The sequence below is a fragment of the Granulicella sp. S156 genome (genome assembly GCF_009766105.1).
GTDB lineage: Bacteria > Acidobacteriota > Terriglobia > Terriglobales > Acidobacteriaceae > Granulicella.
The window spans coordinates 833,489-858,849 of sequence record NZ_LMUH01000026.1 but is presented as its reverse complement, the minus strand read 5'-3'; the positions used below and the strand labels follow the sequence as shown (position 1 = coordinate 858,849).

At 59.7% G+C, this 25,361-nt stretch carries 18 protein-coding genes; 13 read left to right on the top strand and 5 right to left on the bottom strand.

The window, feature by feature from the left end; translation table 11 throughout:
- Positions 1-13 precede the first annotated feature (13 nt).
- From GSQ91_RS25010 to GSQ91_RS25000, 3 genes are all read right to left on the bottom strand, one after another.
- Positions 14-1,114: an alpha/beta hydrolase gene (locus GSQ91_RS25010; RefSeq protein WP_158824440.1), complete on the bottom strand. Its 1,101-nt coding sequence runs from the start codon at positions 1,112-1,114 to the stop codon at positions 14-16.
- A 149-nt stretch (positions 1,115-1,263) separates the two neighbouring features.
- The gene (locus GSQ91_RS25005; protein ID WP_158824439.1) at positions 1,264-2,406 is read right to left on the bottom strand and encodes a DUF459 domain-containing protein; all 1,143 of its coding nucleotides are present in this window, start codon (positions 2,404-2,406) and stop codon (positions 1,264-1,266) included.
- A gap of 47 nt (positions 2,407-2,453) precedes the next feature.
- Positions 2,454-3,875 carry an MBOAT family protein gene (locus GSQ91_RS25000; RefSeq protein ID WP_158824438.1) on the bottom strand — a complete coding sequence of 474 codons (1,422 nt, stop codon included), beginning with the start codon at positions 3,873-3,875 and terminating at the stop codon, positions 2,454-2,456.
- A 787-nt stretch (positions 3,876-4,662) separates the two neighbouring features.
- Between GSQ91_RS25000 and GSQ91_RS24995 the strand changes: the two genes are divergently transcribed.
- From GSQ91_RS24995 to GSQ91_RS24970, 6 genes are all read left to right on the top strand, one after another.
- Positions 4,663-5,124, top strand: a complete 462-nt coding sequence (locus GSQ91_RS24995; RefSeq protein ID WP_158824437.1) for a hypothetical protein — start codon at positions 4,663-4,665, stop codon at positions 5,122-5,124.
- A gap of 665 nt (positions 5,125-5,789) precedes the next feature.
- Complete coding sequence (locus GSQ91_RS24990) at positions 5,790-7,724, top strand: NHL repeat-containing protein (RefSeq protein WP_158824436.1); 1,935 nt, start codon at positions 5,790-5,792, stop codon at positions 7,722-7,724.
- Between the two features lie 494 nt (positions 7,725-8,218).
- Positions 8,219-9,136, top strand: a complete 918-nt coding sequence (locus GSQ91_RS24985) for a family 2A encapsulin nanocompartment shell protein (protein ID WP_216845411.1) — start codon at positions 8,219-8,221, stop codon at positions 9,134-9,136.
- Positions 9,123-11,030 (top strand): family 2A encapsulin nanocompartment cargo protein cysteine desulfurase, encoded by a 1,908-nt coding sequence (locus tag GSQ91_RS24980; protein WP_158824434.1) that lies wholly within the window; start codon positions 9,123-9,125, stop codon positions 11,028-11,030. Before GSQ91_RS24985 ends, GSQ91_RS24980 begins: the two co-directional genes overlap by 14 nt.
- Positions 11,031-11,523: 493 nt before the next feature.
- Positions 11,524-12,240 (top strand): winged helix-turn-helix domain-containing protein, encoded by a 717-nt coding sequence (locus GSQ91_RS24975; protein WP_158824433.1) that lies wholly within the window; start codon positions 11,524-11,526, stop codon positions 12,238-12,240.
- Positions 12,241-12,284: 44 nt separating this feature from the next.
- A complete protein-coding gene (locus GSQ91_RS24970) occupies positions 12,285-13,664 on the top strand; it encodes a cell wall metabolism sensor histidine kinase WalK (RefSeq protein ID WP_158824432.1) in 1,380 nt (459 codons plus the stop codon).
- Positions 13,665-13,792: 128 nt separating this feature from the next.
- On the opposite strand, the gene GSQ91_RS24965 is transcribed toward GSQ91_RS24970, so the two are convergent.
- Together GSQ91_RS24965 and GSQ91_RS24960 are read right to left on the bottom strand one after the other, a co-directional pair.
- Entirely contained in the window at positions 13,793-15,424 is a 1,632-nt protein-coding gene (locus GSQ91_RS24965; protein WP_158824431.1) for a multicopper oxidase family protein, read from the bottom strand.
- Positions 15,425-15,530: 106 nt separating this feature from the next.
- Positions 15,531-17,225, bottom strand: coding sequence for a phospholipase C (locus GSQ91_RS24960; protein WP_158824430.1), 1,695 nt, complete (start codon positions 17,223-17,225; stop codon positions 15,531-15,533).
- Between the two features lie 308 nt (positions 17,226-17,533).
- Here GSQ91_RS24960 and GSQ91_RS24955 point away from each other — a divergent pair, with 308 nt between their 5' ends.
- The 7 genes from GSQ91_RS24955 to GSQ91_RS24925 form a co-directional block, all read left to right on the top strand.
- Positions 17,534-19,465, top strand: coding sequence for a hypothetical protein (locus GSQ91_RS24955; protein ID WP_254064869.1), 1,932 nt, complete (start codon positions 17,534-17,536; stop codon positions 19,463-19,465).
- 103 nt (positions 19,466-19,568) lie between these two features.
- Positions 19,569-20,576, top strand: a complete 1,008-nt coding sequence (gene pstS / locus GSQ91_RS24950; RefSeq protein ID WP_254064868.1) for a phosphate ABC transporter substrate-binding protein PstS — start codon at positions 19,569-19,571, stop codon at positions 20,574-20,576.
- Between the two features lie 148 nt (positions 20,577-20,724).
- The gene (gene pstC / locus GSQ91_RS24945) at positions 20,725-21,771 is read left to right on the top strand and encodes a phosphate ABC transporter permease subunit PstC (protein WP_158824429.1); all 1,047 of its coding nucleotides are present in this window, start codon (positions 20,725-20,727) and stop codon (positions 21,769-21,771) included.
- Positions 21,771-22,658, top strand: a complete 888-nt coding sequence (gene pstA, locus GSQ91_RS24940; protein WP_158824428.1) for a phosphate ABC transporter permease PstA — start codon at positions 21,771-21,773, stop codon at positions 22,656-22,658. Before pstC ends, pstA begins: the two co-directional genes overlap by 1 nt.
- Positions 22,658-23,416: a phosphate ABC transporter ATP-binding protein PstB gene (pstB, locus tag GSQ91_RS24935; RefSeq protein ID WP_158824427.1), complete on the top strand. Its 759-nt coding sequence runs from the start codon at positions 22,658-22,660 to the stop codon at positions 23,414-23,416. The genes pstA and pstB overlap by 1 nt, the downstream gene beginning before the upstream one ends.
- On the top strand, positions 23,416-24,084 hold the full coding sequence (gene phoU / locus GSQ91_RS24930; RefSeq protein WP_158824426.1) for a phosphate signaling complex protein PhoU: 669 nt from the start codon (positions 23,416-23,418) through the stop codon (positions 24,082-24,084). Before pstB ends, phoU begins: the two co-directional genes overlap by 1 nt.
- Positions 24,085-24,304: 220 nt before the next feature.
- The coding region (locus tag GSQ91_RS24925; protein ID WP_158824601.1) for a hypothetical protein at positions 24,305-25,361 on the top strand (1,057 nt) is incomplete at its 3' end.

Genomic DNA, 25,361 nt, shown 5'->3' with positions numbered 1-25,361 from the left:
CGTGCGTGTGCCTTTATTGCACCACGCACGGATCTTCCACATGGGCCTGACGGTACGGTGTGCCGTCGGGCCATGTGCCCAGATACAACTGCCCCGGTGTTCCGCTACGGAACACGATGGCGGGCGGAACGTATCTCGCGCTCGTCGAGGTCGCCGCCACGAGCGAATCGATCACCGCATCCAGCACCTTCCAGTACCCAAAGAAGTCGAGCTGGTTGAGCGACGCTGACTCTTCAAATCCCTTACGACCTTCAATGTGCGTCGGCACTTTAGCGAGTGGCGTAGCCAGGTCGATGTCGTAGCGCGAGTCCGGCGCTCCCGGCGATCCATGTCCCGCACCTACCTTCTTCCCCTCGTGCTCATCTCCGGGCATCACCACCAGCACGCGGCGGTCGGCCTTCGTCGCACAGATCAACCCCGCCAGCTTGCGCCCTGTCGGCAGGCCGATAGCCTTATCGTCCTCACCCGCCACAATCGCGATCGGCAGCGTTGTCGGCAGGTCTTGCAGCACCGGCCAGATGCTCTTTGCCTCCTCGCCTTTCGCCACATGGTACGAGTCCCCGGGAGCCGCCAGCACCAGCGCCTGCGGCGCGGGCAGATGCGTCGAAGCTATCGTCGCCGCGAGCTTCAGCGAGATCGCCGCACCCATCGAGTAGCCGAAGTACACCACACGCTGCGGATCGGGCACGATGCCGCGCCGCTGCAACTCCGCCAGGGCCTCACGCTCGGCCTGCACGGTGTTGCCCACAACGATCTGCGGCGAAGTCGAGTCCGCATCCTGATACACCGGGAACACCACGACGTTGCCTTCCCGCGCAAGATGGTCGATGAGCGCACCGTAGTTCTTCGGATTCATCCCCTGCCATCCGTGGTGAAAGAACACGAACGGCGCTTTGCCTTTGAGGGCAGGCTCCGCCGGAAGAAACACATAGACACGGTGCATGCCTTCTCCCAGCGTGATGACATTGACTGACGCATGGATCTGCCGCGCCTCAAGCGCCACCGGACCAAGCTGACTCTGCCAACTCTGCTGCGCGCCTGCGGTGACAGCGCATAACGCCAACAGCACAGCCCCCCAAAAGATGCAGCGCGAGCCACGAACCGGGTGCCCCATCCTTTGCGGCTTTTTGCAAAGGGTGGGGTATAGACGCCAAGCGCGCCACAAACATTGGCATAGCGCTCTGCGTCCGGGGTATCGCCCGCTAGGGCGACCGCCTTCAGCCTGTAGAGGCGACTGCGGCAGGGCCGAAAAGAGCGATCGTCTCATGGCTTCACCCCCTCCTGATCCGCAACCACAGGAACCGCAGGCTTCGCTACCTGCTGCGCCGCAAGCCACGGCAGCAACTTCGTGGTGATCAGCGTAGCCCCATCGTCGGAGAGATGAATCCCATCGCCCTGGCGCAGCCTCGTCGTATGCCCATCGATCTCGCCGAAGTCGCGAAAGCGCCCATCCGCATCGCCTACAACGCCGGCCGTGCCAACCCAGATCCCATGCGGCGACGCGCTGACCACGCTGTAGTCGATGCGATTGATCAGCGCAATGCGCGCATCATAGATATCCGACTTCATCGGCGGCAGTCCCAGCCACACCACGGTAGCGCCCTTCGCGCTAAGCATATCGAGATACGCCTGCACCCTGCGCTGATAAATCCGCTTCCATCCCTCCGAGCCGAACGGATAGGTCACACCGTCTTCCACGAAGCCCTGCCCATCGTTCGCTCCAATCGCCACGAGCACGAAGTCAGGCTGCGCGTCCTTCAGCATCGCCGGATACTCAAGCTGCCAGTTGAAGACCTCCGGCCGCGCCAACCCGGTGCCCGACTTGAAAGCATGCACGAAGCTGAGGGCTTTGTAGTGTGGCGCCTGGCGCAGAATCGTCGAGGAGAGCCCAACCGCCATCATGGAGTCTCCCGCCAGCGCGACCGTGCGCGTTCCACTGGTGGCTATCGCAGGAATCGAAGGCAGGATAGACAACCCCGGCGCAGCATCCGCACGCAGCGGCACCGGCCGCGTTATCGTCGTCGAAGCCGTGGCAGGTTTCGCACCTGTTGCTGTGTGCAGAGGAGCCGTCCCCGTCGTACCCATAGCCACAACCGCTGTCGGTGTCATCGGCTTTGCCAGCCGAGGGAGCTCATTCGCCTCAGCCAGGGCCGCCGGATCGTCGCTCCATCCAGCACGTGCCAGCTCTACCAACGCATGCTGCCGTCCGCGTTCGATGCCCAGCGGCGCCAGCCCACGATGCAGCGCCGTCGCGACCGGCAGCGCCACCGTGCGCTCCGGCCCAAGGTCCAGCCGCCCGGCCCAGTCATAGATCCCACCCGACTCCAGCAGCAGCGCAACAACCACGAACGCGCCTACGCTGGCAGCGAGTTGGGAGAGCTTCGAAAAGTGACGATACGAACGCATGATCAGGGCCTTACCAAAATAAAAACTCGCAACTCATAACTCGCGACTCAAAACTGAAAATAAATAAACGGAGCCACACCCGTCGGCCCCAGCATCTCAATCGCAAAAACACCCAACGCCAGCGCCACGCCATTGACGGCGACCGGCATGCGCGACATCGTCGCCTCCACGCTGCGCCGCCAGACCCGCGGAGCATACTGCCCGAAGATTCCCAGCACCAGGCATACCACCACCGGCCACGCCGCCAGAGTCACCGCTCCGCGGCTGCCGAGCTGATGAAAGACCGTCGTCGCCAGCGCAAACGTAGGCGCGCGGAAGAACACCCAGCCCACGCACACCGCATGGAACATCAGCAGACGCCCGGCCCAGGGCCACGCGGAGTGGCTACGCAGCCGTTGCACAGCAGGCGAGTCCGCCGCCGCCCACAGCCGATGCACCACCAGATACAAACCCTGCAGCCCACCCCACATCACAAAGGTCCACGAGGCCCCGTGCCACAGCCCGCCGAGCAGCATCGTGATCATCAGGTTGATGTAGGTGCGCGATGTCCCGCCTCGCGATCCGCCCAGCGGTATGTAGAGATAGTCGCGCAGCCAGCTGGAGAGCGATATGTGCCAGCGCTGCCAGAACTCCTGCGGGTCGGCTGCGGTGTACGGCGCATTGAAGTTGCGCGGAAAGCGATACCCCAGCAGCATCGCGCAGCCGATCGCGATATCCGTATAGCCCGAGAAGTCGCAGTAGATCTGCGCGGCATAGCCATAGATCGCCAGCAGCACATCGCCTGCATGAAAGCTCGCCGGCGCTGCGAACACCGGTTCCACCAGCCGTGTCGCCAGCGTGTTGGAGAGGATCACCTTCTTGAACAGTCCAGCGAGGATCAGCAGAAACGCCCGGTTCACGCGGATATGCTGCAGGTCGCGCTTGCGCAGAAGCTGGGGGATAAAGTTCGACGCCCGCAGGATCGGCCCGGCGATCAACTGCGGAAAGAACGCCACATACAGCAGCGCGTCCAGCAACTGCAGCGGCTCGCGCAGCTTGCGGCGATAGATGTCGCCCATCAGCGAGATCGCATGGAACACAAAGAAAGAGATCCCCAGCGGCAGAAACGGCGTCGGGATATTCCACACCGGCGTGCGTCCCACGAACCCCCATAGCCCCAGCGCGCTCAGCAGCAGAAAGCTCGTGTACTTGTAGTACGCCAGCACCACCAGGCACACCGTAACGCCCGCGATCAGCAACCGCTTGCGCGTGGTCTCGTCACTGGTGCGTTGCAGCGTCTGTCCGATCAACGCGGCGAAGAGTGAGATCAGAAAGAGCAGGGGAACATAACGCCAGCTCCAGAAGCCATAGAACAGGTAGCTCGCCGCCAGCAGAAAGATCTTATGCGCAGTAAGGCGCGGCGCCAGTGCCCAGGAGATCGCCAGCACGGCGACAAAGAAAACGGCATATTCGACAGTCGGGAAAAGCATAGGGCGTTCTTACGTAAGGTATTGGAACTTGATCTAGTGTCTCAGTTTGCGGCGCGGTCAGGGTTGAGGATGCAGATACTGGGGAAGCGAATTATGGAGTTGCGGGCGGAGTTTTTCCTCAGCACCCACGTGAGAATTTGCAATAGCTCTTGTCGTTGTAGCTGCATTACCGTTGCTGTTGCTTCTGAGATAGGTCCGGACTTTAGTCCGGACATTTTAAGACCCACCCCAGAATGGGCTTCAGCCCCTGGGGACATGCTTTCTTTCCGGAGCCGCAATATCCCACGCTAGAAAACATGTTTCAAAGGCGGACCCCGCATTCGTTGCTTTTCAGATCTCCGTACCTGTCTCAACAACAAATAAGAGAACATTTTCTCAACTGTTTTGTTTACAAATTCTTCTGCAAATCGTTTATCCTCGACGCATTCTTTATATTGTCGGCGTATTGAATCAATAAAGATTTACGCACGCAAGTGGCAATTGATTCTCTGGTGGGGATACATCTTCTGGTGGATTAACAGTTTTTGTTGGAGCCGTTTCCAACGAACACACGCACGTCCTTAGATCTTTAGCTCTGTAGACCTATCTTCGACAGTCCGTAGGAATCCCAACGCACACGGGATAGTAGTCACACTTATCCCAGTAAACATTCTCTGATTTGAATCTGGATCCCGGGCCCCTAGCCGTATTTCGATCACTCAAAATCTCAACCGCTGACCGCAACACAATGCTGAGCAACATAAATGTGTGCGCCGGGGCTTGACCGTTCTGGCTGAAGGGAAAACCTGTGAAGACAGACAGACCATCGCTCTCTCTCGTTGCCGGCCTTTTCACCACCAGTGACGGAACCAGCTATTACGTCACCACCGACCAGTCGGGCAACGTCAAGATCGACGCTGCATTCGCCAGCACCCCGGGAACCCAGGTCTATCGCTATTCCACCGGCGGCGACCCGCAACTCAACGGCGCTGGCCATTCCGGCATGGAATCTGCTTCTGTTGTTGCCGTCGCCGTTACCGTTGCTGTTACCGTTGCCGTTGCCGTTGCTGTTGCTCTTGTTTTTGTTGTTGCACTTGCCGTTGTCGTTGTTTGTTTCTCGTCGTCACTAGCGGAAGGCTCCCCAGACGTAGAGCGCGACGCAAACGCTTGTGGCGCGCTTTGCGTCAAAGGACACCGCATGGAGTATTGCCACGGACGTAAAGAGTCCTCTACGAAAGCATTTATGTCTCTGCCAGGGTTGAGAAGGTAGAGCCCTGAAGGGGCGGCATATCTCGACTGCATGATATGCCGCGCTTACAGCGCTCGATCGCCTTCACCACTTGATCCATGGTTCGTGCATTTAGACCCACCCCAGAACGGGCTTCAGCCCCTGAAACAGGCTTTCTTTCAGGAGCCGCAATATCCCACGCCAGAAAGCATGTTTCAAGGGCGGAAGCCCGCTTTCGTTGCGTCTCGGACACCCCGTATCCTCGGGAAATAAAGAAGAAAAGCTTTTCTTAGGCATTTTCTTTACAAATTCATCCTGCAGATCGTTTATTCTTGACCCATTCTTTTTAGGTACAGCGCGTATAAATTAATTGAAATTTACAGACGCAGTGGCAGCTGATTCTCTGGTGGGATGCATCTTTGTTGGATTAGCATTTTTTACTGGAACCGTTTCCAACAAACACAGACACGTCCTTAGATCTTTAACTCTGTAGACCTGTCTTCGACAGTCCGCAGGGATCCCAACGCACACGGGAGGGCCGTCGCACTTATTGCAAGATCGTTATCTCCTTTTGAATCTGGACACCGGGCCCCTTCTCTAACCGCTGTACCACAATCCCTGGAACCTAAACCTCTCGAAACTCAACTCACTGCTGAGCAACATGTGTGCGCCGCGGCTTGACCGTCCCGGCTGAAGGGAAAAACCCTGTGAAGACCAAATATTCACCTCTCTCTCTCGTGGCCGGCCTCGCCGGTCTTGCTGGCGGGCTATTACTGAGCGGCTGCTCCGCGAACTTCGGCGGTTCCGCCAGCGCTCCCGACCAGGTTTCCATGCAGCAGATCTCTGGCGTTGTGCATGGTGGCCAGCAGGGCCTCGACAACGCGCAAGTCTATCTGTACGCCGTTGGCACGGGAGGTTATGGCACAGCCTCCACCCTGCTGGCGGGTCCGGCTACTACCGACGCTCACGGGGACTTCAGCTTCAACGGCGGATTCAGCTGTACGGCAGGCCAGCAGGTCTATCTTTACTCTGTGGGCGGAGACCCCGAGGTGGGCCCGGGGGGCACCTCCAGCGGCAATAACTCGGGAGCCGGACTGCTCGCCGTGGTCGGGCACTGCACCGGCGGCACAGGCATCACGAACTCTCAGGGGACCGCTACAGGTTTTGTGTTTATGGATGAGGTCAGCACGATTGCCGCAGCCTATTCTCTATCGGCGTATGCCACCGATGCCACGCACATCGCCAGCTCGGGAACGGCGCTGGCCACCACAAACCTCAGCAATGCCATCGATACTGCCTTCAATCTTGTCAGCCAGTCTGCCGGCACAGCCCTGGCGGCACCGTTGAATGGCAATGGCACGGTTCCGAGTACAGAGATCAATGCCCTGGCGGATATCCTGGCGGTTTGCGTCAACTCGACTAGCGGCTCCAGCGGATGCAGCACGCTCTTCTCCGACACTCCGAATGGCAGTGGCACGGCACCCACGGATACAGCGACAGCGGCTATCAATATTGCGCACAACCCGACCGCCAACGTGACGGCGCTGCTTGGCACTGTTAACAGCGCTGGCCCCTTTCAGCCTGCTATTTCCAGTGCCACCAGCTTCACCCTGGCGGTCAACTACACCGGTGGCGGCCTTCTGAATCCAATACAGCTGGCTGTGGATGCCTCCGGCAATATCTGGGTGGCCAACAACGCCAGTGGGTCGACCGGCAGGTTAAGTGAGTTCAATCACCTCGGGGTTCCTGCCAACTCCACTGGCTACACCGGTGGTGGTCTTGATGTATCGCAGTCCGTCGTCATTGCTCTCTCTGGCAATGTCTGGGTTGGCAATAGCAACGTAGGCGAGACGGTGAACAACCTGAGCGAGTTCACTTCTGCGGGGACGGCGATCTCCGGCACGAATGGTTTTACCGGCGGCGGTCTCGCTAACCCGGTGGGCCTCGCTATCGATGCCAATGGCAATATCTGGGCCGCGGACAACGGCGCACCCTCCGGCACTACCATCGTGAGCGAATTCAACTCCTCGGGTGTGGCGGTCTCTCCGGCGGCTGGTTATCCATCCGGTGGCGTCACGACTCCGGTGAGCGTCGCTGTCGACACGAGTGGGAATGTCTGGGTCGCCGGCGGCGAGTCGGGAGGTACCACCATCTCCAAGCTCAACGGCTCTACAGGTGCTGTGCTCTCCGGCACGGGTTACACCGGTGGTCTGAGTGCTCCATGGGGTCTTGCCATCGATAGCTCTGGGAATGCCTGGGTCGCCAACAATACCGGCAACAGCCTGAACGAGTTCAACTCCTCGGGTGTGTTGGTCAACACCTCCACCGGCGGTGGGCTTAGCTCGCCACGCAGCGTTGCCATCGATGGCGCTGGGAAAGTCTGGATCAATGACATCAGTGCCAATGTCCTGAGCGAATTCAACTCCGCAGAGACGGCCCAGTCTCCTCCCGGAGGATTTACCGGCGGCGCTATGAATGGCCCGTCTAGTATCGCTGTCGATGGTTCCGGGAATGTCTGGACCGCAAATTTCGCCACTGCCAGCTCCAGCCTGACTGAGTTCATTGGGGCTGCCACTCCTGTTGTTACCCCGTTGGTTGCAAATCTCACCACTGGAACCAAGACACCCTCCCAGAAACCGTAAACCACGGAGTGCGCCCGCAGCGATTACGGGTGCACTCCTCTTCGCCCGCCGCCCAGCCCTAAGAGCCGGGAGCCGAACCCCGTACCCGCGCTGCTACTCCCGGCAGCGCGGGCTTTTTCTTTGGGCCAAACTCAGCCTCTCTGCCTGCCGTTGTAATTGCCCTTGCTTTTCTTTTTGTCATTCGCCCTGAGCGCAGTCGAACGGGAGGGAATCTGCTTCTGTTCTTGCCGTTGCTGTTGTTGTTGCTTGTTTTTCGTCGTCATCCTGAAGCGTAGCTGAAGGACCCCCGCATTGATGTCACCCTAGACGCCAGACAAACACAACCAATGTTTGTAGCGCGCTTTGCGTCTGTGCCATTACGAACGAATGCGGCATTCCTTCGTTCGCTGCGCTCTCTCAAGGATGACGACGAAAAACAAACAACAACAACGACCACAATCCACCGTTCCGCCGACCCTATAATGGCCGGGCAAGGAATTTTAAGGAGCAAGTCCGTGGCCACAAACGAAGCAAACCGCAGAGCCCTTGGTGATTCAGCAGCACGCCAGTTAGCCAACACGACAAAGACCGCACCTCAACTCGCGGCCATCACCCCGCGCTGGCTCGTTCAGCTTCTCTCCTGGGTTCCAGTCGAGTCCGGCACCTACCGGGTCAACTCGGTCAACGAAAAAGAGATCGAAGTCGTCTGCGGCTCGCGCGACGAGCGCAAGCTCCCCGAGACCTTTGTCGACTACGTCGAAAAGCCGCGCGAGTACACGCTCAGCGCCATCTCCACCATCGTAGATGTCCACACCCGCGTCTCCGACCTCTACAGCCATCCCCACGACCAGATCCGCGAGCAGCTTCGCCTGACTGTCGAGAAGGTCAAGGAGCGCCAGGAGTTCGAGCTCATCAACAACGCCGACTACGGCCTGCTCCACAACATCGCTCCAGAGTTCCGCGTAAAGCCCCGCAAGACTGCGCCCACTCCCGACGATCTGGACGAGCTGCTGGCCAAGGTCTGGAAAGAGCCTGCGTTCTTCCTCGCGCACCCCCGCTCCATCGCCGCCTTCGGGCGCGAGTGCACCCGCCGCGGCGTTCCTCCGCCGACCGCCACCATCTTCGGCTCGCCCTTCCTCACCTGGCGCGGCGTTCCGATCATTCCGTCGGACAAGCTCACCGTCGACGAGGCAGGGAAGAGCAACATCCTGCTCCTCCGCACCGGCGAGAAGCGCCAGGGCGTCGTCGGTCTCTTCCAGCCTGGGCTCCCCGGCGAACAGACCCCCGGGCTCTCGGTGCGCTTCATGGGTATCGACCGCAACTCCATCGCCTCGTACCTCGTCTCGCTCTACTGCTCGGCCGCGGTGCTGACGGAAGACGCTCTCGGTGTGCTCGAAAACGTAGAGGTCGGCCACTACCATGAGTACAAGTGATCAGCTTCCATCGGCTGAGACAGCGCTCCCTTCGGCAGCGGCTGGGGGAAACCCCGGCCTGCCGGACGTAGCCACGCTCACCCAGATGGCGAACTCCTTCTTCCGCGCTCTACCCAACCAGCCTTCAGGACCGGAGAATGTAGGAACGTACCTCCAATCTCCCGCCGCCTTCTCCTCGGCCCTGCCGCTGTCGGAGTCGCACCTGCCCCAATTCGGCGCCCCCGCGCCGTCTCTGCCCGCGCTGCCATCCCTGGACAAGGTTCCCAACGAAGCCGACCTCGCTCGCCTCTCCGGCTCCGGCCTGCCAACGGAAGTCTCCGCCCTCTCCGTAAGCCCAACTATATCGTCATACGACATACCTGCCTCTACCCCAAAACAAGACGCTTTACGGCAAAGTCCAACAGGGTACACATCCCCCTTCAGCCTGCCCTTGCCGGACTTCGAACTGGCCTTCCCAAATTTCGAAGCCTCCTTGCCGAACATCCCGTCGTTACCCGCTCTGGCCAACGACGACCTCGCCAAATCCGCTTTAAGTCTGGGCTCTCCGCTCTACTTCCTGGAACACGCCGGAGCACTCTCTCAGCCTGTCCCTTCGGCTCCGTTTTCGCCGAGCGCTCCCCAACAAGCCCAGACCTTCGAGCCTACCGTATCGCCGGATCTCTCGTCGGTACGCCGCCAGTTCGACGTAACCTCCATCCGCCGCGACTTCCCGATCCTGAACGAAAAGGTCAACGGCAAGCCGCTCATCTGGCTGGACAACGCAGCGACGACACAGAAGCCGCAGGCCGTCATCGACCGGCTCTCCTACTTCTACGAGCACGAAAACTCCAATATCCATAGGGCCGCGCACGAACTCGCCGCCCGCGCCACCGACGCCTACGAAGACGCTCGCCAAAAGGTCGCCTCCTTTTTAAACGCGACCTCCACCAAAGAGATAGTCTTCGTTCGCGGAGCAACAGAAGCCATCAACCTCGTTGCGCAAAGCTGGGGACGCCGCCACATCCAGAAGGACGACGAGATCGTCATCAGCTGGATCGAGCACCACGCCAACATCGTTCCGTGGCAGATGCTCTGCGCGGAAAAGGGCGCCAAACTCCGCGTCATTCCCGTCGACGACACCGGCCAGATTCTCCTCGACGAATACGAGAAGCTGCTCAACCCGCGCACCAAACTCGTCTCGTTCACACAGGTCTCGAACGCACTCGGCACCATCACCCCAGCCCAGCAGATGGTCCAGATGGCGCACCGTTACGGAGCACGCGTCCTGGTCGACGGCGCACAGGCCGTCTCCCACCTGCGTATCGACGTGCAGGCGCTGGACTGCGACTTCTACGTCTTCTCCGGCCACAAGGTCTTCGCGCCTACCGGCATCGGCGTGCTCTACGGCAAGCCGGACGTGCTCGCCGAAACACCTCCCTGGCAGGGCGGCGGCAACATGATCGTTGACGTCACCTTCGAGAAGACCCTCTATCACGCCCCGCCCATGCGCTTTGAGGCCGGCACCGGCAACATCGCGGATGCGGTCGGTCTCGGCGCAGCCATCGCCTATCTCGACCAGATCGGCATGGAGAACATCGCCCGCCACGAGCACGACCTGCTCGTCTACGCAACACAGGAGATGCAGAAGATTCCCGGCCTTTGCATCATCGGCACCGCGAAGGAGAAGGCTGGCGTGTTGTCCTTCGTGCTCGAGGGCTACAAGACAGAGGACGTCGGCGCGGCGCTCAACCGCGAGGGCATCGCCGTACGCTCCGGCCATCACTGCGCCCAGCCCACGCTGCGCCGCTTCGGGCAGGAGACCACGGTCCGGCCATCCCTCGCTCTCTACAACAACTACGAGGACATCGACGCGATGATCGCAGCCCTGCGGCGCTTGAAGCAGCTACAGGCATAGGTCTTTTAGCGACAACGTATCGAAGCCTTCGTAAGGACGTACCACCACAAAGACGTACTACCCCAAATCTGTCATCTCGACCGAAGGCGGCGCTTTTTGCCGCCGGAGTGGAGAGACCTCAGCATTTTGCTCGAAGCAGCGTTGCCGCCATGAGCAAAATGCTGAGGTCTCTCCACTCCGCATGACGATAAAACCATCATGCTCCGGTCGAGATGACAGTTCTGGGGTGATTCACGTGTAGGTGGTCCACTGCGGCCTCTGCGAAACCGCAGCGACCTCTGCATTAAAAGAAAATGTCCGTTCCCCTCAAAAATCAAAAGCCCAACCAACCTGCTTTATCCATCTTTCATCTCTCATTCACAAAAAGCGCCAGTTCCAGGGCGTATCTCCTTCTATTCGTCAAGATTTACCATTCTGTAGCAATTAAGGTTTCCCGGCAGAGTAAACTCAACGGCGACCGTGCTGTGTGTTTCACCGCGGTTAAGGAGAATTTGTGAGCCAAACTGTCTTCGTCTTGGAAGACGATGCTGACATTAGCAGACTGGTGCAGTATCAACTGGAGCGTGCGGGCTTTATCGCCAAGCCATACGCTGCCATCGGCTCCATCGTGCAGGATGCGGAACGTTCGCGCCCTGCTCTGTTTCTGTTGGACATCATGGTGCCTGGCGGCGATGGTATGGATCTTTGCCGCCGTCTGCGTCAGCATCCGACCTTGAGCAGCGTGCCGGTCATCTTTCTTACAGCGCGCGCTTCGGAGAACGATCGCGTGCACGGCCTGGAGTTGGGTGCCGACGATTACATCACCAAGCCGTTCGGTACGCGCGAGCTTATAGCGCGTGTGCGTGCGGTGCTCCGCCGCTTTGAGCCTTCCGAAGCGCCTGGTCCGCTTTCCGTGGTTAAGATCGAGGAGATCGAGATCGACGGCAGTGCGATGCAGTTGCGTGTGAAGGGCGAACTCGTCCCGACCACGGCCACCGAGTTTCGGTTGCTGGACTATCTCGCGCGGCATCCGGCACGGGTGTTCAGCAGAGACCAATTGCTGGATGCGGTGTGGGGTGATGCGCGGTTTGTCACGCCGCGCAGCGTGGATGTGTATGTGCGCCGGATTCGCGAGAAGGTGGAAGCCGATCCCGAGACGCCACGCTACCTGAAGACGATGCGCGGAGCAGGGTATCGCTTCGAGATTCCCAAAACCCGCGAGGCACAGTAGCCTCGCTGGATTTGGGCCGTCGGAAACCTATGGGAACCCCTGTCATGAAACGGAATCTATGGCTGTCCCTGTGGCTGCGCACAGCGTTGGCTGTCGCCGTCGTGGCGGTGGCAGCGCTGCTGCTGCCGCGATGGGGTGCGTGGATCCTTGTGCCCATAGCGCTGGCTGCGGCCTCATGGGTGGCCTGGGCGGTCTCCCGCGCGGTGGAGCGTGGTCTGCGTACGCTCAAGCCTGACATCAGAACACCGCATGCCGAGCTGCCCTTCGAGGAGTTCGAAGAGTTGGCTGCGGCACTGGACGCGGAAGCTGCTCAGCAGACGCGCCTGTTTGAAACCACCGCCGAGGGACAGCGCAAACTCGAAGTGTTGCTCGACTCCATGCAGGATCTCGTCGTCGCAGTCGATGCGGCCGGAAGAATCTCCTGGACCAATGAGCCGATGCGGAAGCTCATGTCTTCCTCTTCGGGTTCGGTACGGATAGGGCAAGCCCTGGTTCAGACAATTCGCGAGCCGGAGGTGCTGGCCTGCGTACGCATCGCCCTGGAAGAACGCACGGTGGCTGAACGGGAGGCCGTGGGCTTCAACACGGGCCGTACCTACGCCGTCAGTGCAGCGCCCATTGCCGAGGGTGGCGCTGTCGTGGTCCTGCGCGATATCACTCGCCTGGAGCAGATGGAGCGCACCCAGAAAGAGTTTGTAGCCAACGTCTCGCATGAGTTGCGAACGCCGCTGACCTCCATCATGGGCTACGTGGAGCTGCTGATCGACGACGCTCATGGGGATGCCGAAATGCCGGCGCAGACGCGGGAGTTCTTCGACGCGATCCTCAAGAACGCGCAACGCATGGGACGGCTCACCGAAGATCTGCTGGTCATGGCCAAGGTCGATTCCGGCGAGCAGAAGATGAATCCTGTCCCGACACGGGTATCGACTCTGCTACAGGAGGCGGTCGGCGCCGCGAGTGGTCTGCTGAAAGATGATGCGCGGTTGGAGATAGCCGCCATGGTCGACACCGAGGTCATGGCCGATACGGATGCCATGATGCAGGTGTTGAGCAACTTGATTGAGAACGCCTTGAACTATGGTCGCGGTACGCATGGATCGCTGGTGGTGATGGCTGCCGAGAGCATAGCCGGGCCTCCGGCGATGGTGAAGTTCAGCGTACGCGACTTCGGCACGGGCATCGCTTCGGAGCACCGTGACCGCATCTTCGAGCGCTTCTACCGGGCGGACAAGGCGCGTTCGCGCGAGTCAGGCGGCACAGGATTGGGGCTGTCGATCGCAAAACACCTGGTGGAGTTCCATGGCGGTTCTATCTGGGTAGAGAGCGAGCTCGGCCGTGGCAGCCGATTCTGTTTCACACTCCCTCAGGCTCCAGCGCGCGAGAACACATTGCCCGCCGAAGAAAAGGCCTCACACAACTAGAGCCGCACCGGAAAAGAACAAGCAACAACAAAAGGCTTGACGCAAAGTCTGCTAAGGGAGCAAAGTTTCGCCACGAATATCGTCGCGAAACTTTGCGCTTCTCCTTTGCGAACTTTGCGTCAAAGCTTTTACGCCACAACCTCGAACGGCCGCATCATGTCGTTGGACTCATGTTCGAGGATGTGGCAGTGGTAGAGGTACTTGCCTGCGTAGCCGTCGAAGTGGACGATGATCCGGGTGATGAGACCCGGAGGGCACTGAATCGTATCCTTCCATCCAAGTTCGTTAGATTCCGGCGGAATGGCGGGTGCCAGGAACCGTAGTTGTTTGCGCATCTGATAGGCAAAGACATCGAACGTGCGGCGGTCCAGAAGCTGAAACCGGACGAGATGCAGGTGCATGGGATGAACGTCTTCGGTCAGGTTGACGAACTCCCATATCTCCGTCGAGTTAAGCCGCGGTTGCTCGGTAACAGGATCATGCCAGCGCTTGCGGTTGAGCAGCATGACCATCGGGTTGCCAATCTTGTCCTGATACTCATTCAGCGTGATGGTGCGGGTGACGGTGGCGTCGGACTCAGGAATTCTCGGGACGGGCCGCAGCGTAGCCGGGATGGAACTCTTCCCGTTGCGAGCAGAAGAAGCAACGGCGCCGGAGGCAACGCGGAACTGCAGAATCTCGAAAGCGCCATTAACCAGGTGGACGTTCTGCCCGGCTAGCTGAGAGAAGTCGATGAGCAGATCCGCGCGCTCGGCAGGGGCAAGGAGCACGCTGGTGAGTTGCACGGCGCTGGGAAGCAGTCCCTGATCGGAGCCAATCTGGTGAAAGGGCTTCTGGTGCGAGAGCGAAAGACTGAAGAAGCGGCTATTCGCGCCGTTGAGCACACGGAAGCGATAGAGGCGCGGTTCGACCTCGAAGAAAGGACGGATCTTGCCATTGACCAGGATGCCGTCGGCATAGAACTCCGGCACCCAGGGATGTTCGGGGTCGCCGGAGGTGGGATAGAAGAGCTGCCCGTCGGTAGTGAAGTCGCGGTCGTAGAGAAGCAGTGGGACTTCGTACTTGCCGGAGGGCAGGTTGAGGTTATCTTCCGCTTCATCGCGGACCAGAAACAGCCCGAAGAGCCCGGCGTACATGTTGAGCCGATTGAGCCCCATCGCGTGATCGTGATACCAGAGGGTGGCCGAGTCCTGCTTCATGGGATAGTGGCAGGTACGGCTGGAGCCTGGGGCGTACCAGTCCGTGGGATAGCCATCGTCCTTGGTCGGCACACGTGCACCGTGGACGTGGACGACTGCCCGAACCTCTGGGAGCTCCTTGCCGCAGCCATGGAGGCTGAAGTCGATGGGCAGGAAGTGGTGAGCAGGGAGCTCGTTGACCCACTCGATCTCAAGGGGCTGGTTGGCGCGGGCCTCGATGACCGGTGCAAGAACGCCGTCGCCGTAGCTCCAGAAACGAGTCGCTGGCACATCGCGATGGACCTTGGCGTGAACCTCGCGCATGGCGATGCGGAGCTTGTGGCTGTGGTGGGCCGGTTGAATCCGTTCAGGCAACTGAAGCGGGTCCACAAAAGGCGTGAGCTCGAGCGAATGCAGCATAGGCACAGGCGGCTGCTGCGTCGGATTGGCGGACGCGGTCTGAGACATTGGGCCGTGGTCGTGCATCATCGTCATCGTCTGTTGCGCGGAGGCAGGAAGAGCGGCTGGGAGGAGCGAGAAGGCAGAGGCCTGCTGAAGAAAGCTGCGGCGGGTCAGGGGCAATAGGGCTCCGAACGGTGTACGAAAAAAAAGATCACGTACTCCTGAGGTTTCAAGAGTACGTGATCTAGGGTAGAGCGTTGAGATGACGAACGTGTAAACGGCTGCCTTAGTTGCCGCTGGTTACAGCTCCGGTAGTGGGGTCGAGCTTCACAACATTGGGGTTGGGGACGACCGCGCCATTCTGGAAGTTGAACATGCTGTTCAGAGTCCCGGCGGTGGCATCGAACGAACCGGTAGGAAGACGCTGGCCCGAAAGGAAGGTGTCCTCGATGAAGCGGGTGATGGAAGCCTGGTCGGTGGGGGTGTTGTCGATGTAGTTCTTGTTCGCCCAGGGAGAGATGACCAGCAGAGGCAGACGGGGACCATGGCCACAACGGCCCTGTACCGGCTTACCGTTGGAGTCGGGGCCGGACAGAGTAGTGCTGCTGAGGCAGAGGCCGGTACCGTTGAGCGCGTCGGCGGTGGTGGCAGAGCCGTTCACGATGTCCGTCAGATGGTCGTACCAGCCGTCGGAGTCGTCATAGGCGATGATGATCGCGGTGCTGGACCAGAACGACGACTCCTCGATGGAGTTGATCGTGGTGACCAGCCAGGTCTGTTCGTCGAGCGGGTCGGAGTATCCCGCGTGACCGTCCTGATAGCCAGGAGCCTTCAGGAAGCTGACGGCAGGCAGATTGCCGGCGGCAAGAGCATTTGTGAAATCAATCGTGTCGTACTGATGGTTGGCCTGATCCGTGGTGCCGATGGCAGCGGTGGAGGTGGGGCGCAGGTGCAGAGGATTCGCGGTGCTGGCGTAGTACTGGAAGGGCTCGTGGTGAGGAATGTAATCGGCCTTGAGCGGGTTCCCAGGAATATTGACAGCGGCTGTGCTGCGGTTGCACCCCGTGGTGCTAGGGTTGGTGCCAGTGCCGGGGTTGGTGACAGAGAGATTGAAGCCGCCTTCGAAGAAGCCCCAGGTCACGCCGGCAGTGTTGAGCAGGTCACCAATGTTGATGTTCTTGCCGCCTGCAGCGTTCATCTGGACGCTGGCACTGGTGGAAGAGCAAACATCGCCGGTGGGGTCTTCGTCATTGACGAGAGTGTATCCACCCTGGCCGTCAGCCACGACGCCGGAAGTAGCCCCCGAAGTGTAAGAGGCGACGCCGTTGGTCTGGCCGGAGACAAGATTGATGGCTCCCTGCGTGGATGCGCCGAAGGTGCTGCCGAAGGAATGGTCGTTTAGCGCATAGTGCTGCGCGTAGTTCCACATCGCGGTGACGGTGTTGCCGTCGTAGTAGCCCATCGTAAGACCGGTGGTGTCGGTGATGGCGGCGCCGCCAGTGGCAGCGGTCAGGGCCGATCCATCCGGTGTACCGACTGAGGCCGGAAAGAGATCCATCTTGCTGTTGTCGAAGGCCAACTGCTCGGGACCATAGCTGTGGTCCTGATCGCCTGTGCCGGCCTGGGCAGCGCTCAGCCGGAAGGGATTGGTGGCCCCTGCCCCATTGGCTGCGTTGAGATTGGGGTTCGCGGTCAACAGAGCCGGACTCGTGACGTAGTTGGAGATGTTGGTCGGGGTCGTGCTGGCCGGTGTGAACTTGGTGCTGTCGGTCGACAGGTTCGCGGCATTGGGATAGGTGCCGAAGTAGTGGTCGAACGAGATGTTCTCATCGAAGATCACCACCACATGCTTGATGACCTTGGCACTGGTGGTGGGCGTCACCGTCGTTGTAGTCGGCGGGGGCACCGTGGTGAGAGCGGAGTTGCAGCCGCTCATAACAATCGTGGCGGACATGACAAGAGCCAGAGCTTTACGAACCATACTTGGAAGCCTCAAAAGGTGAAGATACTTGTGTCCTCCCTTGTAGCTCCTCAACCTTTTGCACTAGGTCAATGTTGTTTGAATATACGGTTAACTTCGCTTTCTTCTGTGGAATCTCCGTTCCGAGGCCACCTGCAGCGGAAAAAGGTCCCAATTTTAACGGAATTCATCGTTCATTAATATTGGGTTTTTCGAATGTTTACATTGAGTTGCGAGCATCGCCCTAACGGATAAATCAGGCAAGGAAAGTTTGGACTCGGGCGAATGACAGCCGGAGAGTAGAACACCTTAGCTGGTCCGTACGAGGAATGATGACACGACTCAGGATACTGGCCACCGTTCTGGCTGCAGCAACATTGGCTTCGGTCTCTGTGCATGCTCAGACGACAGATGACAGCAAGGCGCACAAGAAGGCCAAGCACCCAGCGAAAGCGAAGGCCGAGAGCGCAACGGAAACACAGCTGCGCGAACTGCGCGAAGAGATGCACGCTCAGCAGAGTGAGATTGAAACCCTGAAGTCACAACTCGCGGGCAAGGATCAGCAGGCCGCCACCGCCCAGCAGTCGGCTGCTGAGGCTCAGTCTCAGGCTGCTGCTGCATCCGCCGCTGCAGCCCAGGCCACCACTGCCGCGTCCGAGAGCTCGAGCAAGGCTGACGCTCTGCAGACCACGGTCAGCGACCTGAAGACCAGCAACGCCGGTCTGGCCGAGACGGTCACCACGACTCAGAAGAACCTCCAGCAGCAGATCGATTCACCGTCGGCCATTCACTACAAGGGCGTCACGATCACTCCCGTCGCCTTCTTCGCGGCTGAAGGTGTGTGGCGTCAGCACTCGGTGAACTCAGACATCAACACACCCTTTAATTCGATTCCTTTCCCCGCCGCGAATGAAGGCCATGTGAGTGAGCTGAACTTCTCGGCCCGCCAGAGCCGTCTCGGCGGCCTCTTTCAGGCCAACGCCGGCAACTACAGGCTCTCGGGTTACTTCGAGTCCGACTTCCTGGGAACCGGCACCTCGTCCAACAACAACCAGAGCGACAGCTATGTGTTCCGCGTGCGCCAGATCTGGGGCAAGGCCGAGACGCAGGGCGGCTTCGCTGTAACCGGTGGCCAGACCTGGTCCCTCGTGACCGAAGACGGCAGAAGCACTGACGTCCGCACTGAGAAACAGCCGAACACGGTCGACCCGCAGTACATGGTCGGCTATAGCTGGACTCGCCAGCCGGGCTTCCGCGTCCAGCAGCGCTTCGGCGATGTGACCAAAGGGGCCTTCACCGTGGCAGCGTCGGTTGAGCAGGCGCAGATCACCAACTTCACAGTGTCTTCGACGATTGCAAGCGCGATACCCGCCAACTTCTTCTTCGCGGGTCCTGGCCAGAACGGTGGACTCTACAACGCTGCCGGGAACATCGGTGCAGGAAACACCGCAAGCACGGGCGGAATCACCACGTATGCCAACAACGTCGCTCCCGACGTCATCGTCAAGGCTGCGTATGACCTGCCCAAGGCGCACTTCGAGGTCGGTGGAATCGGCCGTTTCCTGCGTGACTACTACTACCCCATCCTCACCGAGGCTGCAGTACCGGCTTCAGGGACGACAGCGGCGAGTGTAGCGTATACCTATTCCACTAATTACTCAGGCAATACGGTAGCTGCGGGTGGCATCTTTGGTAGCGCACGCGTATCTCCCAGCAAGTTCATCGATGTCGCGGTACAGGCGATGGGTGGACAAGGTGTTGGCCGCTATGGCTCGGCACAGCTCGCCGACGCGACGCTGCGTCCCGACGGAACGCTGGAGCCGATTCGTAACTATCACGGCCTGTTGAGCATCGAAACGCACCCCACTCCGAAGCTCGACCTCTATGCCTACTACGGTGGCGAGTATGCGCAGCGTACGGTATACACCACGTCGACGGGAGCTCTCATCGGTTACGGCCCCCGCAACCTGAGCGATACCGGATGCTATGCTCTTCCGCCGAATCCGGCGAGCACGGGTGGTTCGGCTGGTTCGATCGCAGCCTCAGGCTGCTCTTCCCCAACCCGCTACATCCAGGAAGGCATGATCGGCCTTACCTATCGTCTTATCAATAGCCCGCAGTATGGCCGTCTTCAGTACCAGCTCACCTACAGCTATCTCCAGCGCAATCTGTGGTCGGGTGTCGGTACTACCGCTGGCCCAACTGGCCCGCGCGCCGAAGACAACATGATCCACGTCAGCATGCGTTACTACATCCCGTAGGTCGTAGGCTTACAGTCGTAGGATAGGTAGCATCCAAAGTAGGGGCGGCCCTCCCATCCGGGAGGGCCGCAGTCCGCAGTAGAGAGATTTTCAGGAGACATTTGTGAAAGCTAAACTTTTTCCCGTAGTTATGCTGGCAGCACTCGCGGCGACTGCTGGTGCCCAGAATCTTACTGGCGCGGGAGCTACCTTCCCCAATCCCATCTACTCGCGCTGGTTCATCGAGTACAGCAACGCTCACCCGGGTGTGAAGATCAACTATCAGTCGGTCGGGTCGGGTGCCGGCATCCGCCAGGTAACGTCGAAGATCGTCGACTTCGGTGCTTCGGATGTCACAATGACCGATCAGCAGATTGCCGAGTCGAAGATCAAGCTGGTCGCCATTCCGTCCGTGCTCGGAGCAGTGGTTCCGGTCTATACCCTTCCGGGCGTGGGTAGCGACCTCAAGTTTTCGGGGGATGTCATTGCCGACATCTATCTGGGCAAGATCACCAACTGGCATGACCCACGTATCGCGAAGGACAATCCCGGCGTCAACCTCCCCGACCACCAGATCCTCCCGGTCTATCGCTCGGAGGGATCGGGTACGACGTTCATCTTCACCGACTTCCTCTCCAAGGTGAGCCCGGATTTCCTTTCGAAGGTTGGCCGCGGCGCATCCGTGCGTTGGCCTGTAGGTATCGGGCAGAAGGGCAATGAGGGCGTCGCGGGCATGATCCGCAACAGTCCCTACTCCTTCGGCTATGTCGAGCTGATCTATGCAGCGGGTAACAATATGTCCTACGGCCTGGTTCGCAACGCTGCCGGCAAGTGGATAAAGGCCTCGACCGGTGGCGTAACAGCTGCCGCTGCCGCTGCCTCCAAGAACATGCCCGCCGACTATCGTGTCTCCATCACGAATGCTGCCGGTCCTGAGTCCTACCCCATCTCGTCGTTTACCTGGCTGCTGATTCCCGTCAAGTCCGACGATCCTGCAAAGGGGAAGGTTCTGCACGACTTCCTCCAGTGGATGCTCGACCACGGCGAAGACGAGGCTTCTCAGATGACCTATGCTCCGCTCCCGAAGCCGGTTGCTGATCGCGTACGCCAGACCATCAGCCAGATCCAGTAACCAGTTGATAAAAAGGAGCTTGCTGTGCATCGCAAGCTCCTTTTTCTTCACTTTCCAGCTCTCACTGCTACTATGAATGCGGCTGAAATTCACAGTCTATTCACACGGTTTTAATAAAGTGGCTTGGGAGAACGCAGAGCGTGTGCCAATGAACAAGCCAGGGTCCATCCAGCTTCCGCAGACCGTCCTTTCGGAGCGTACCCAGGCTGCGGAACCTGTCGTGGAAGCGATTAAGCCACCTTCCATCGTCCGCAGCTTTCTGCAGTCCAAGAGTTCGGGCAAGGTTGCAGACGGTACCTTCTGGGGGTTGATGATCGTGTGCGCGTTGAGCATCTTCCTCATCGTGCTGCTCATCCTCTCCGTATTGGTGGTGAACTCCAAGCTGTCGATCCATACCTTTGGGTGGAAGTTCTTTACCAGCAGCTCCTGGGATCCAAACTCCGGAGACTTCGGCGCGCTGCCCTTTATCTGGGGCACGGTTGTCTCCTCGCTGCTCGCCGTTTGCATGGCGGTTCCTCTGGCACTGTGCGTGTCCATCTTTCTGCTGGAGATATGCCCCCTGTGGCTGCGCGGGCCCATCGCCTTCCTGACCGAACTGCTCGCCGCCATTCCCAGCGTGATCTATGGCCTCTGGGCGATCTTCATTCTGGTGCCGATCATGCGCGATAACGTCGGGCCAGTGTTGCAGAAGTATCTTGGCTGGACCGGCTTCTTTGGTGGCTCCAACTTTGGCGTCGGCATGCTGACGGCCAGCGTCATCCTCGCCATCATGATCTTTCCGGTCATCTCGTCGATCAGCCGCGACGTGATGAAGGCGGTACCGATCCATCAGCGCGAAGCCGCTCTTGCCCTGGGCGCGACTCGCTGGGAGATGATTCGCATGAGCGTGCTGCGCAATGCGCGCATCGGCATCGTGGGATCCGTCATCCTTGGCCTTGGCCGCGCACTCGGAGAGACGATGGCGGTCACCATGGTCATCGGCAACCATCCCGACATCAGCAAGAGCCTCTTCGCGCCGGCGACTACGCTGGCCAGCGTGATCGCCAACGAGTTCTCCGAGGCTACCGGCGACCTCTACCTCAGCGCATTGATCGAGATCGGCCTGGCACTGTTCCTGGTGACGATTGTGGTCAACGGCATCGCCCGGCTGCTGGTCTGGGCCGTAACGCGCGGAAATACGGCGAGGGCGGCCTGATGGGATCTCTTCCGGTACGTTCTGCAACCAGCGAGCGGTTGAGCTCCCTGCGGCGCTCCGCTGCGAATCACCTGGTCACGACGCTTGCCATCCTCAGCACGGTGGTCGTGCTGGTTCCGCTGGTGGCGATCCTCGGCTACCTCATCTATAAGGGTGCCAGCTCGCTCAACCTCGCCTTCTTCACGCATGTTCCGGCACCCGTTGGTCAGCCGGGCGGCGGCATGGCCAATGCGATCGTCGGTTCCGGCGTCATCCTAGGGCTGGCCAGTCTTTTGGGCATTCCGGTAGGTATTGGTGCTGGCGTATATCTGGCGGAGTATGGCCAGGGGCGTCTGTTCGGCAATATCATCCGCTTCACCGCCGATGTGTTGAACGGCGTGCCCTCCATCGTGATGGGCATGGCCGCGTACGCGCTGATTGTCGCCAAACAGCAGCACTTCTCGGCGTTCGCCGGTGGTATCGCGCTGGCGATCATGATGGTTCCTACCATCACCCGCACCACGGAAGAGATGCTGGCCACCGTGCCGCACGCCGTGCGCGAGGCGGCGCTGGGCCTGGGTATTCCCAAGTGGCGCACAGTCATCTCGGTCAGCCTGCGCACAGCCTCCCCCGGCATCATTACGGGCTGCATGCTGGCCTTCGCGCGCGTCGCGGGTGAGACAGCCCCGCTGCTGTTCACGGCCTTCGGCAATCAGTTCTGGAGTTTCAACCTCAATCAACCCATCGCCGCGCTTCCCCTGCAGATCTTCGTCTACGCGGTATCGCCATACGATGAGTGGCATCGTCTGGCCTGGGCCGGAGCCCTTGTGCTCATTGCCATGATCATGATCTCGGTAACGCTGGTGCGAATCTTTGCCAATCGTGGCGCGCTCAAAGGAGGGCACTAGTGGGAGTCGACATTCACGTCGAAAACTTGAATGCGTGGTACGGACAGACACACACGCTCAAGGATATTAATCTGCAGATCCCCGCCAACCACGCGACCGCGCTTATCGGTCCGTCAGGTTGCGGCAAGTCGACCTTCGTCCGCTGCCTGAACCGCATGCATGAGACGAACCCGATCGCGCGTGCCGAAGGCACCGTCCGCATCGGCGACATCGATATCTACAAAGATGCGTCGCCGGTGGAGATTCGCCGCCGCATCGGCATGGTCTTCCAGCGGCCGAATCCGTTTCCCACGATGTCCATCTACGACAACGTCGCCAGCGGGCTCAAGCTGAACGGCTTTCGCAACAAGCGCGTGCTTGATGAAGTTGTCGAGCGCAGCCTCAAGTCCGCGGCGCTGTGGGACGAGGTGAAGGACGACCTCAAGAAGAAGTCCGGCGCCAGCATCTCTGGAGGTCAGCAGCAGAGGCTCTGCATCGCGCGCGCGTTGGCAGTGGACCCCGAAGTTCTGCTCATGGATGAGCCAGCCAGTGCGCTCGACCCCGTGTCGACCGCTAAGATTGAAGACCTGATCTTCGAACTGAAGAGTCAGTACACGATCGTTATCGTGACGCACAACATGCAGCAGGCCGCTCGCGTAGCCGAGAATACAGGCTTCTTCCTTACGGGAACTCTGGTAGAGTTCGGCAAGACGCATAAGATATTCACCAATCCTTCCGACAAGCGCACGGAAGATTACATTACGGGGAGGTTTGGGTGATGAGAATCAAATTTCAACAAAATCTGGACGAACTGAAAGAGCGGTTGCTGGTGATGGCTGGCCTTGTCGAACAGGCCATTCAACGCTCCACCGAGGCCTACTCCACCCGCGATACCGGTCTGTGCGAGATGGTGCTGCGCTCCGAGCCGGCGATCAATCGCATGGAGCGCGAGATCGATCAGGCCGCGCTCGATCTTCTGGCCATGGAACAGCCGATGGCCGTCGACCTGCGATTCATCATCGCGGTCATTCGCATCAACGCCGATCTGGAGCGCGTAGGCGACCAGGCCGTGAACATCGCCCAGCGCGTGCAGGATCTCGGCATGTTCGCCAACGTGGACGTCCCGGTAGACATCCCCAAGCTCGCCTCCTTGTCGTCGGCGATGGTGCGCAAGGCGCTACAGGCCTTTATCGAAGGCGATGCCGATCTGGCACAGTCGGTGCTTGCACTGGACGACCAGGTCGACGAGATGAACTCTGCCGCATTCAAATCCCTGAGCACGCTCATCGGCCAACGCCCTGAGATGACTCCGCAGGCCCTGAACGCGCTCATCATCTCCCGCAACCTGGAGCGCGTCGGAGATCACGCGACCAACATCGCGGAGGACGTGATCTTCTGGGTGCGCGGTGCCGACGTGCGGCATGGTGCCATCGCCGAAGAAGAGTAGAGGGATGGCCTCCGCCCAGAAGGTCGGAAGCCTTCAGCTCTAACAGTCCGAAGCAAATAGAGCTGGATACTCGGGGCAAGCATTTTCCCGAATACAAATGCCGTCGCGTTCCTTTGCGAACCGTCGCGCCCGTTGCGTCAAGGCTTTTGCAGCATTCCGCAGTGGAACGATCGTCCCGTCTCACCGTGATATTCTTAACCAGACGGGAGCCCCTGACGACATGTTCTCCGAGCCATTCTATGACCCGGCAAGATCATACCAGGACAATTTTGAACATGGCCCGTTCGGAATCTTTGCCGATTCCACCACCTACGATCAAGCTGGCGAGCCGAAGTATCAGTTCTTAGGGCACCCGGTCTTTACTCCCTTCGGAATTCCCGCCGGTCCTCTATTGAACGGCACCTTCGTCAAAGCAGCCCTCGATAAAGGCTTCGATATTCCGGTCTATAAGACCGTCCGAACCCATAAGTTTCCCAGCCATCCCTGGCCGAACGTCCTCCCTGTAGAGGTTGAGGGCGATCTAACTCCCGATAAGTCGCGACTGGTTACTCGCCACGACTACACCACACCTCTGTCGATTACGAACTCCTTCGGCGTTCCCTCCTTCGATCCCGACTTCTGGCAGCCGGATCTCGCATCGGCTGTAGTCCACGCCCGCAAAGGGCAGGTCGTCGTCGCGAGTTATCAGGGGACGAAGTCCGAGGGCGGCAGCGTCGCCGCGTATCTAGCGGACTTTGCTCTCGGCGCCCGCTTGCTCAAAGAGACAGGCGTAAAGATCGTCGAGGTCAATCTAAGCTGCCCGAACGAAGGCACCTCCGAGCTTCTGTGCTTCGACGTTCCTCGCAGTCGCCAGGTCGTCGAAACGATCAAGCAGGAACTTGGCAGTGTTCCACTCGTCATCAAGCTCGCCTACTTTGCGGATGACGCCCATCTGGAGACTCTACTCAAAGAGATCGGCCATGTCGTGGATGGCATAGCCTCTATCAACACCATCTCCGCGGAGATCGTCGATGAAGCTGGCCATCAGGCTCTGCCGGGCGAAGGCCGCCTGCGCAGCGGTGTCTGCGGTAGTTCCATCAAGTGGGCTGGCCTCAACATGGCAGGCCGTCTTGCAGCTTTTCGCGAGAAGCTAGGACTGAAGTTTGAAATCACCGGTGTCGGCGGCGTCGGCGATGCTGCCGATTATGACGAGTACCGCAAGGCCGGCGCGGATGCCGTGATGTCCTCCACGGCTGCTATGTGGAACCCGCTGCTTGCGCAGGAGATCAAGAGAGCTG

Bases quoted from the DNA above. Each gene is read 5' to 3' on its own strand.
- GSQ91_RS25000 (WP_158824438.1), bottom strand. From the start codon at position 3,875: ATGCTTTTCCCGACTGTCGAATATGCCGTTTTCTTTGTCGCCGTGCTG.
- GSQ91_RS24970 (WP_158824432.1), top strand. From the start codon at position 12,285: ATGAAACGGAATCTATGGCTGTCCCTGTGGCTGCGCACAGCGTTGGCT.
- GSQ91_RS24980 (WP_158824434.1), top strand. From the start codon at position 9,123: ATGAGTACAAGTGATCAGCTTCCATCGGCTGAGACAGCGCTCCCTTCG.
- GSQ91_RS24955 (WP_254064869.1), top strand. From the start codon at position 17,534: ATGATGACACGACTCAGGATACTGGCCACCGTTCTGGCTGCAGCAACA.
- pstC (WP_158824429.1), top strand. From the start codon at position 20,725: ATGAACAAGCCAGGGTCCATCCAGCTTCCGCAGACCGTCCTTTCGGAG.
- phoU (WP_158824426.1), top strand. From the start codon at position 23,416: ATGAGAATCAAATTTCAACAAAATCTGGACGAACTGAAAGAGCGGTTG.
- GSQ91_RS25010 (WP_158824440.1), bottom strand. From the start codon at position 1,114: ATGGGGCACCCGGTTCGTGGCTCGCGCTGCATCTTTTGGGGGGCTGTG.
- GSQ91_RS24960 (WP_158824430.1), bottom strand. From the start codon at position 17,225: ATGGTTCGTAAAGCTCTGGCTCTTGTCATGTCCGCCACGATTGTTATG.
- pstA (WP_158824428.1), top strand. From the start codon at position 21,771: ATGGGATCTCTTCCGGTACGTTCTGCAACCAGCGAGCGGTTGAGCTCC.
- GSQ91_RS25005 (WP_158824439.1), bottom strand. From the start codon at position 2,406: ATGCGTTCGTATCGTCACTTTTCGAAGCTCTCCCAACTCGCTGCCAGC.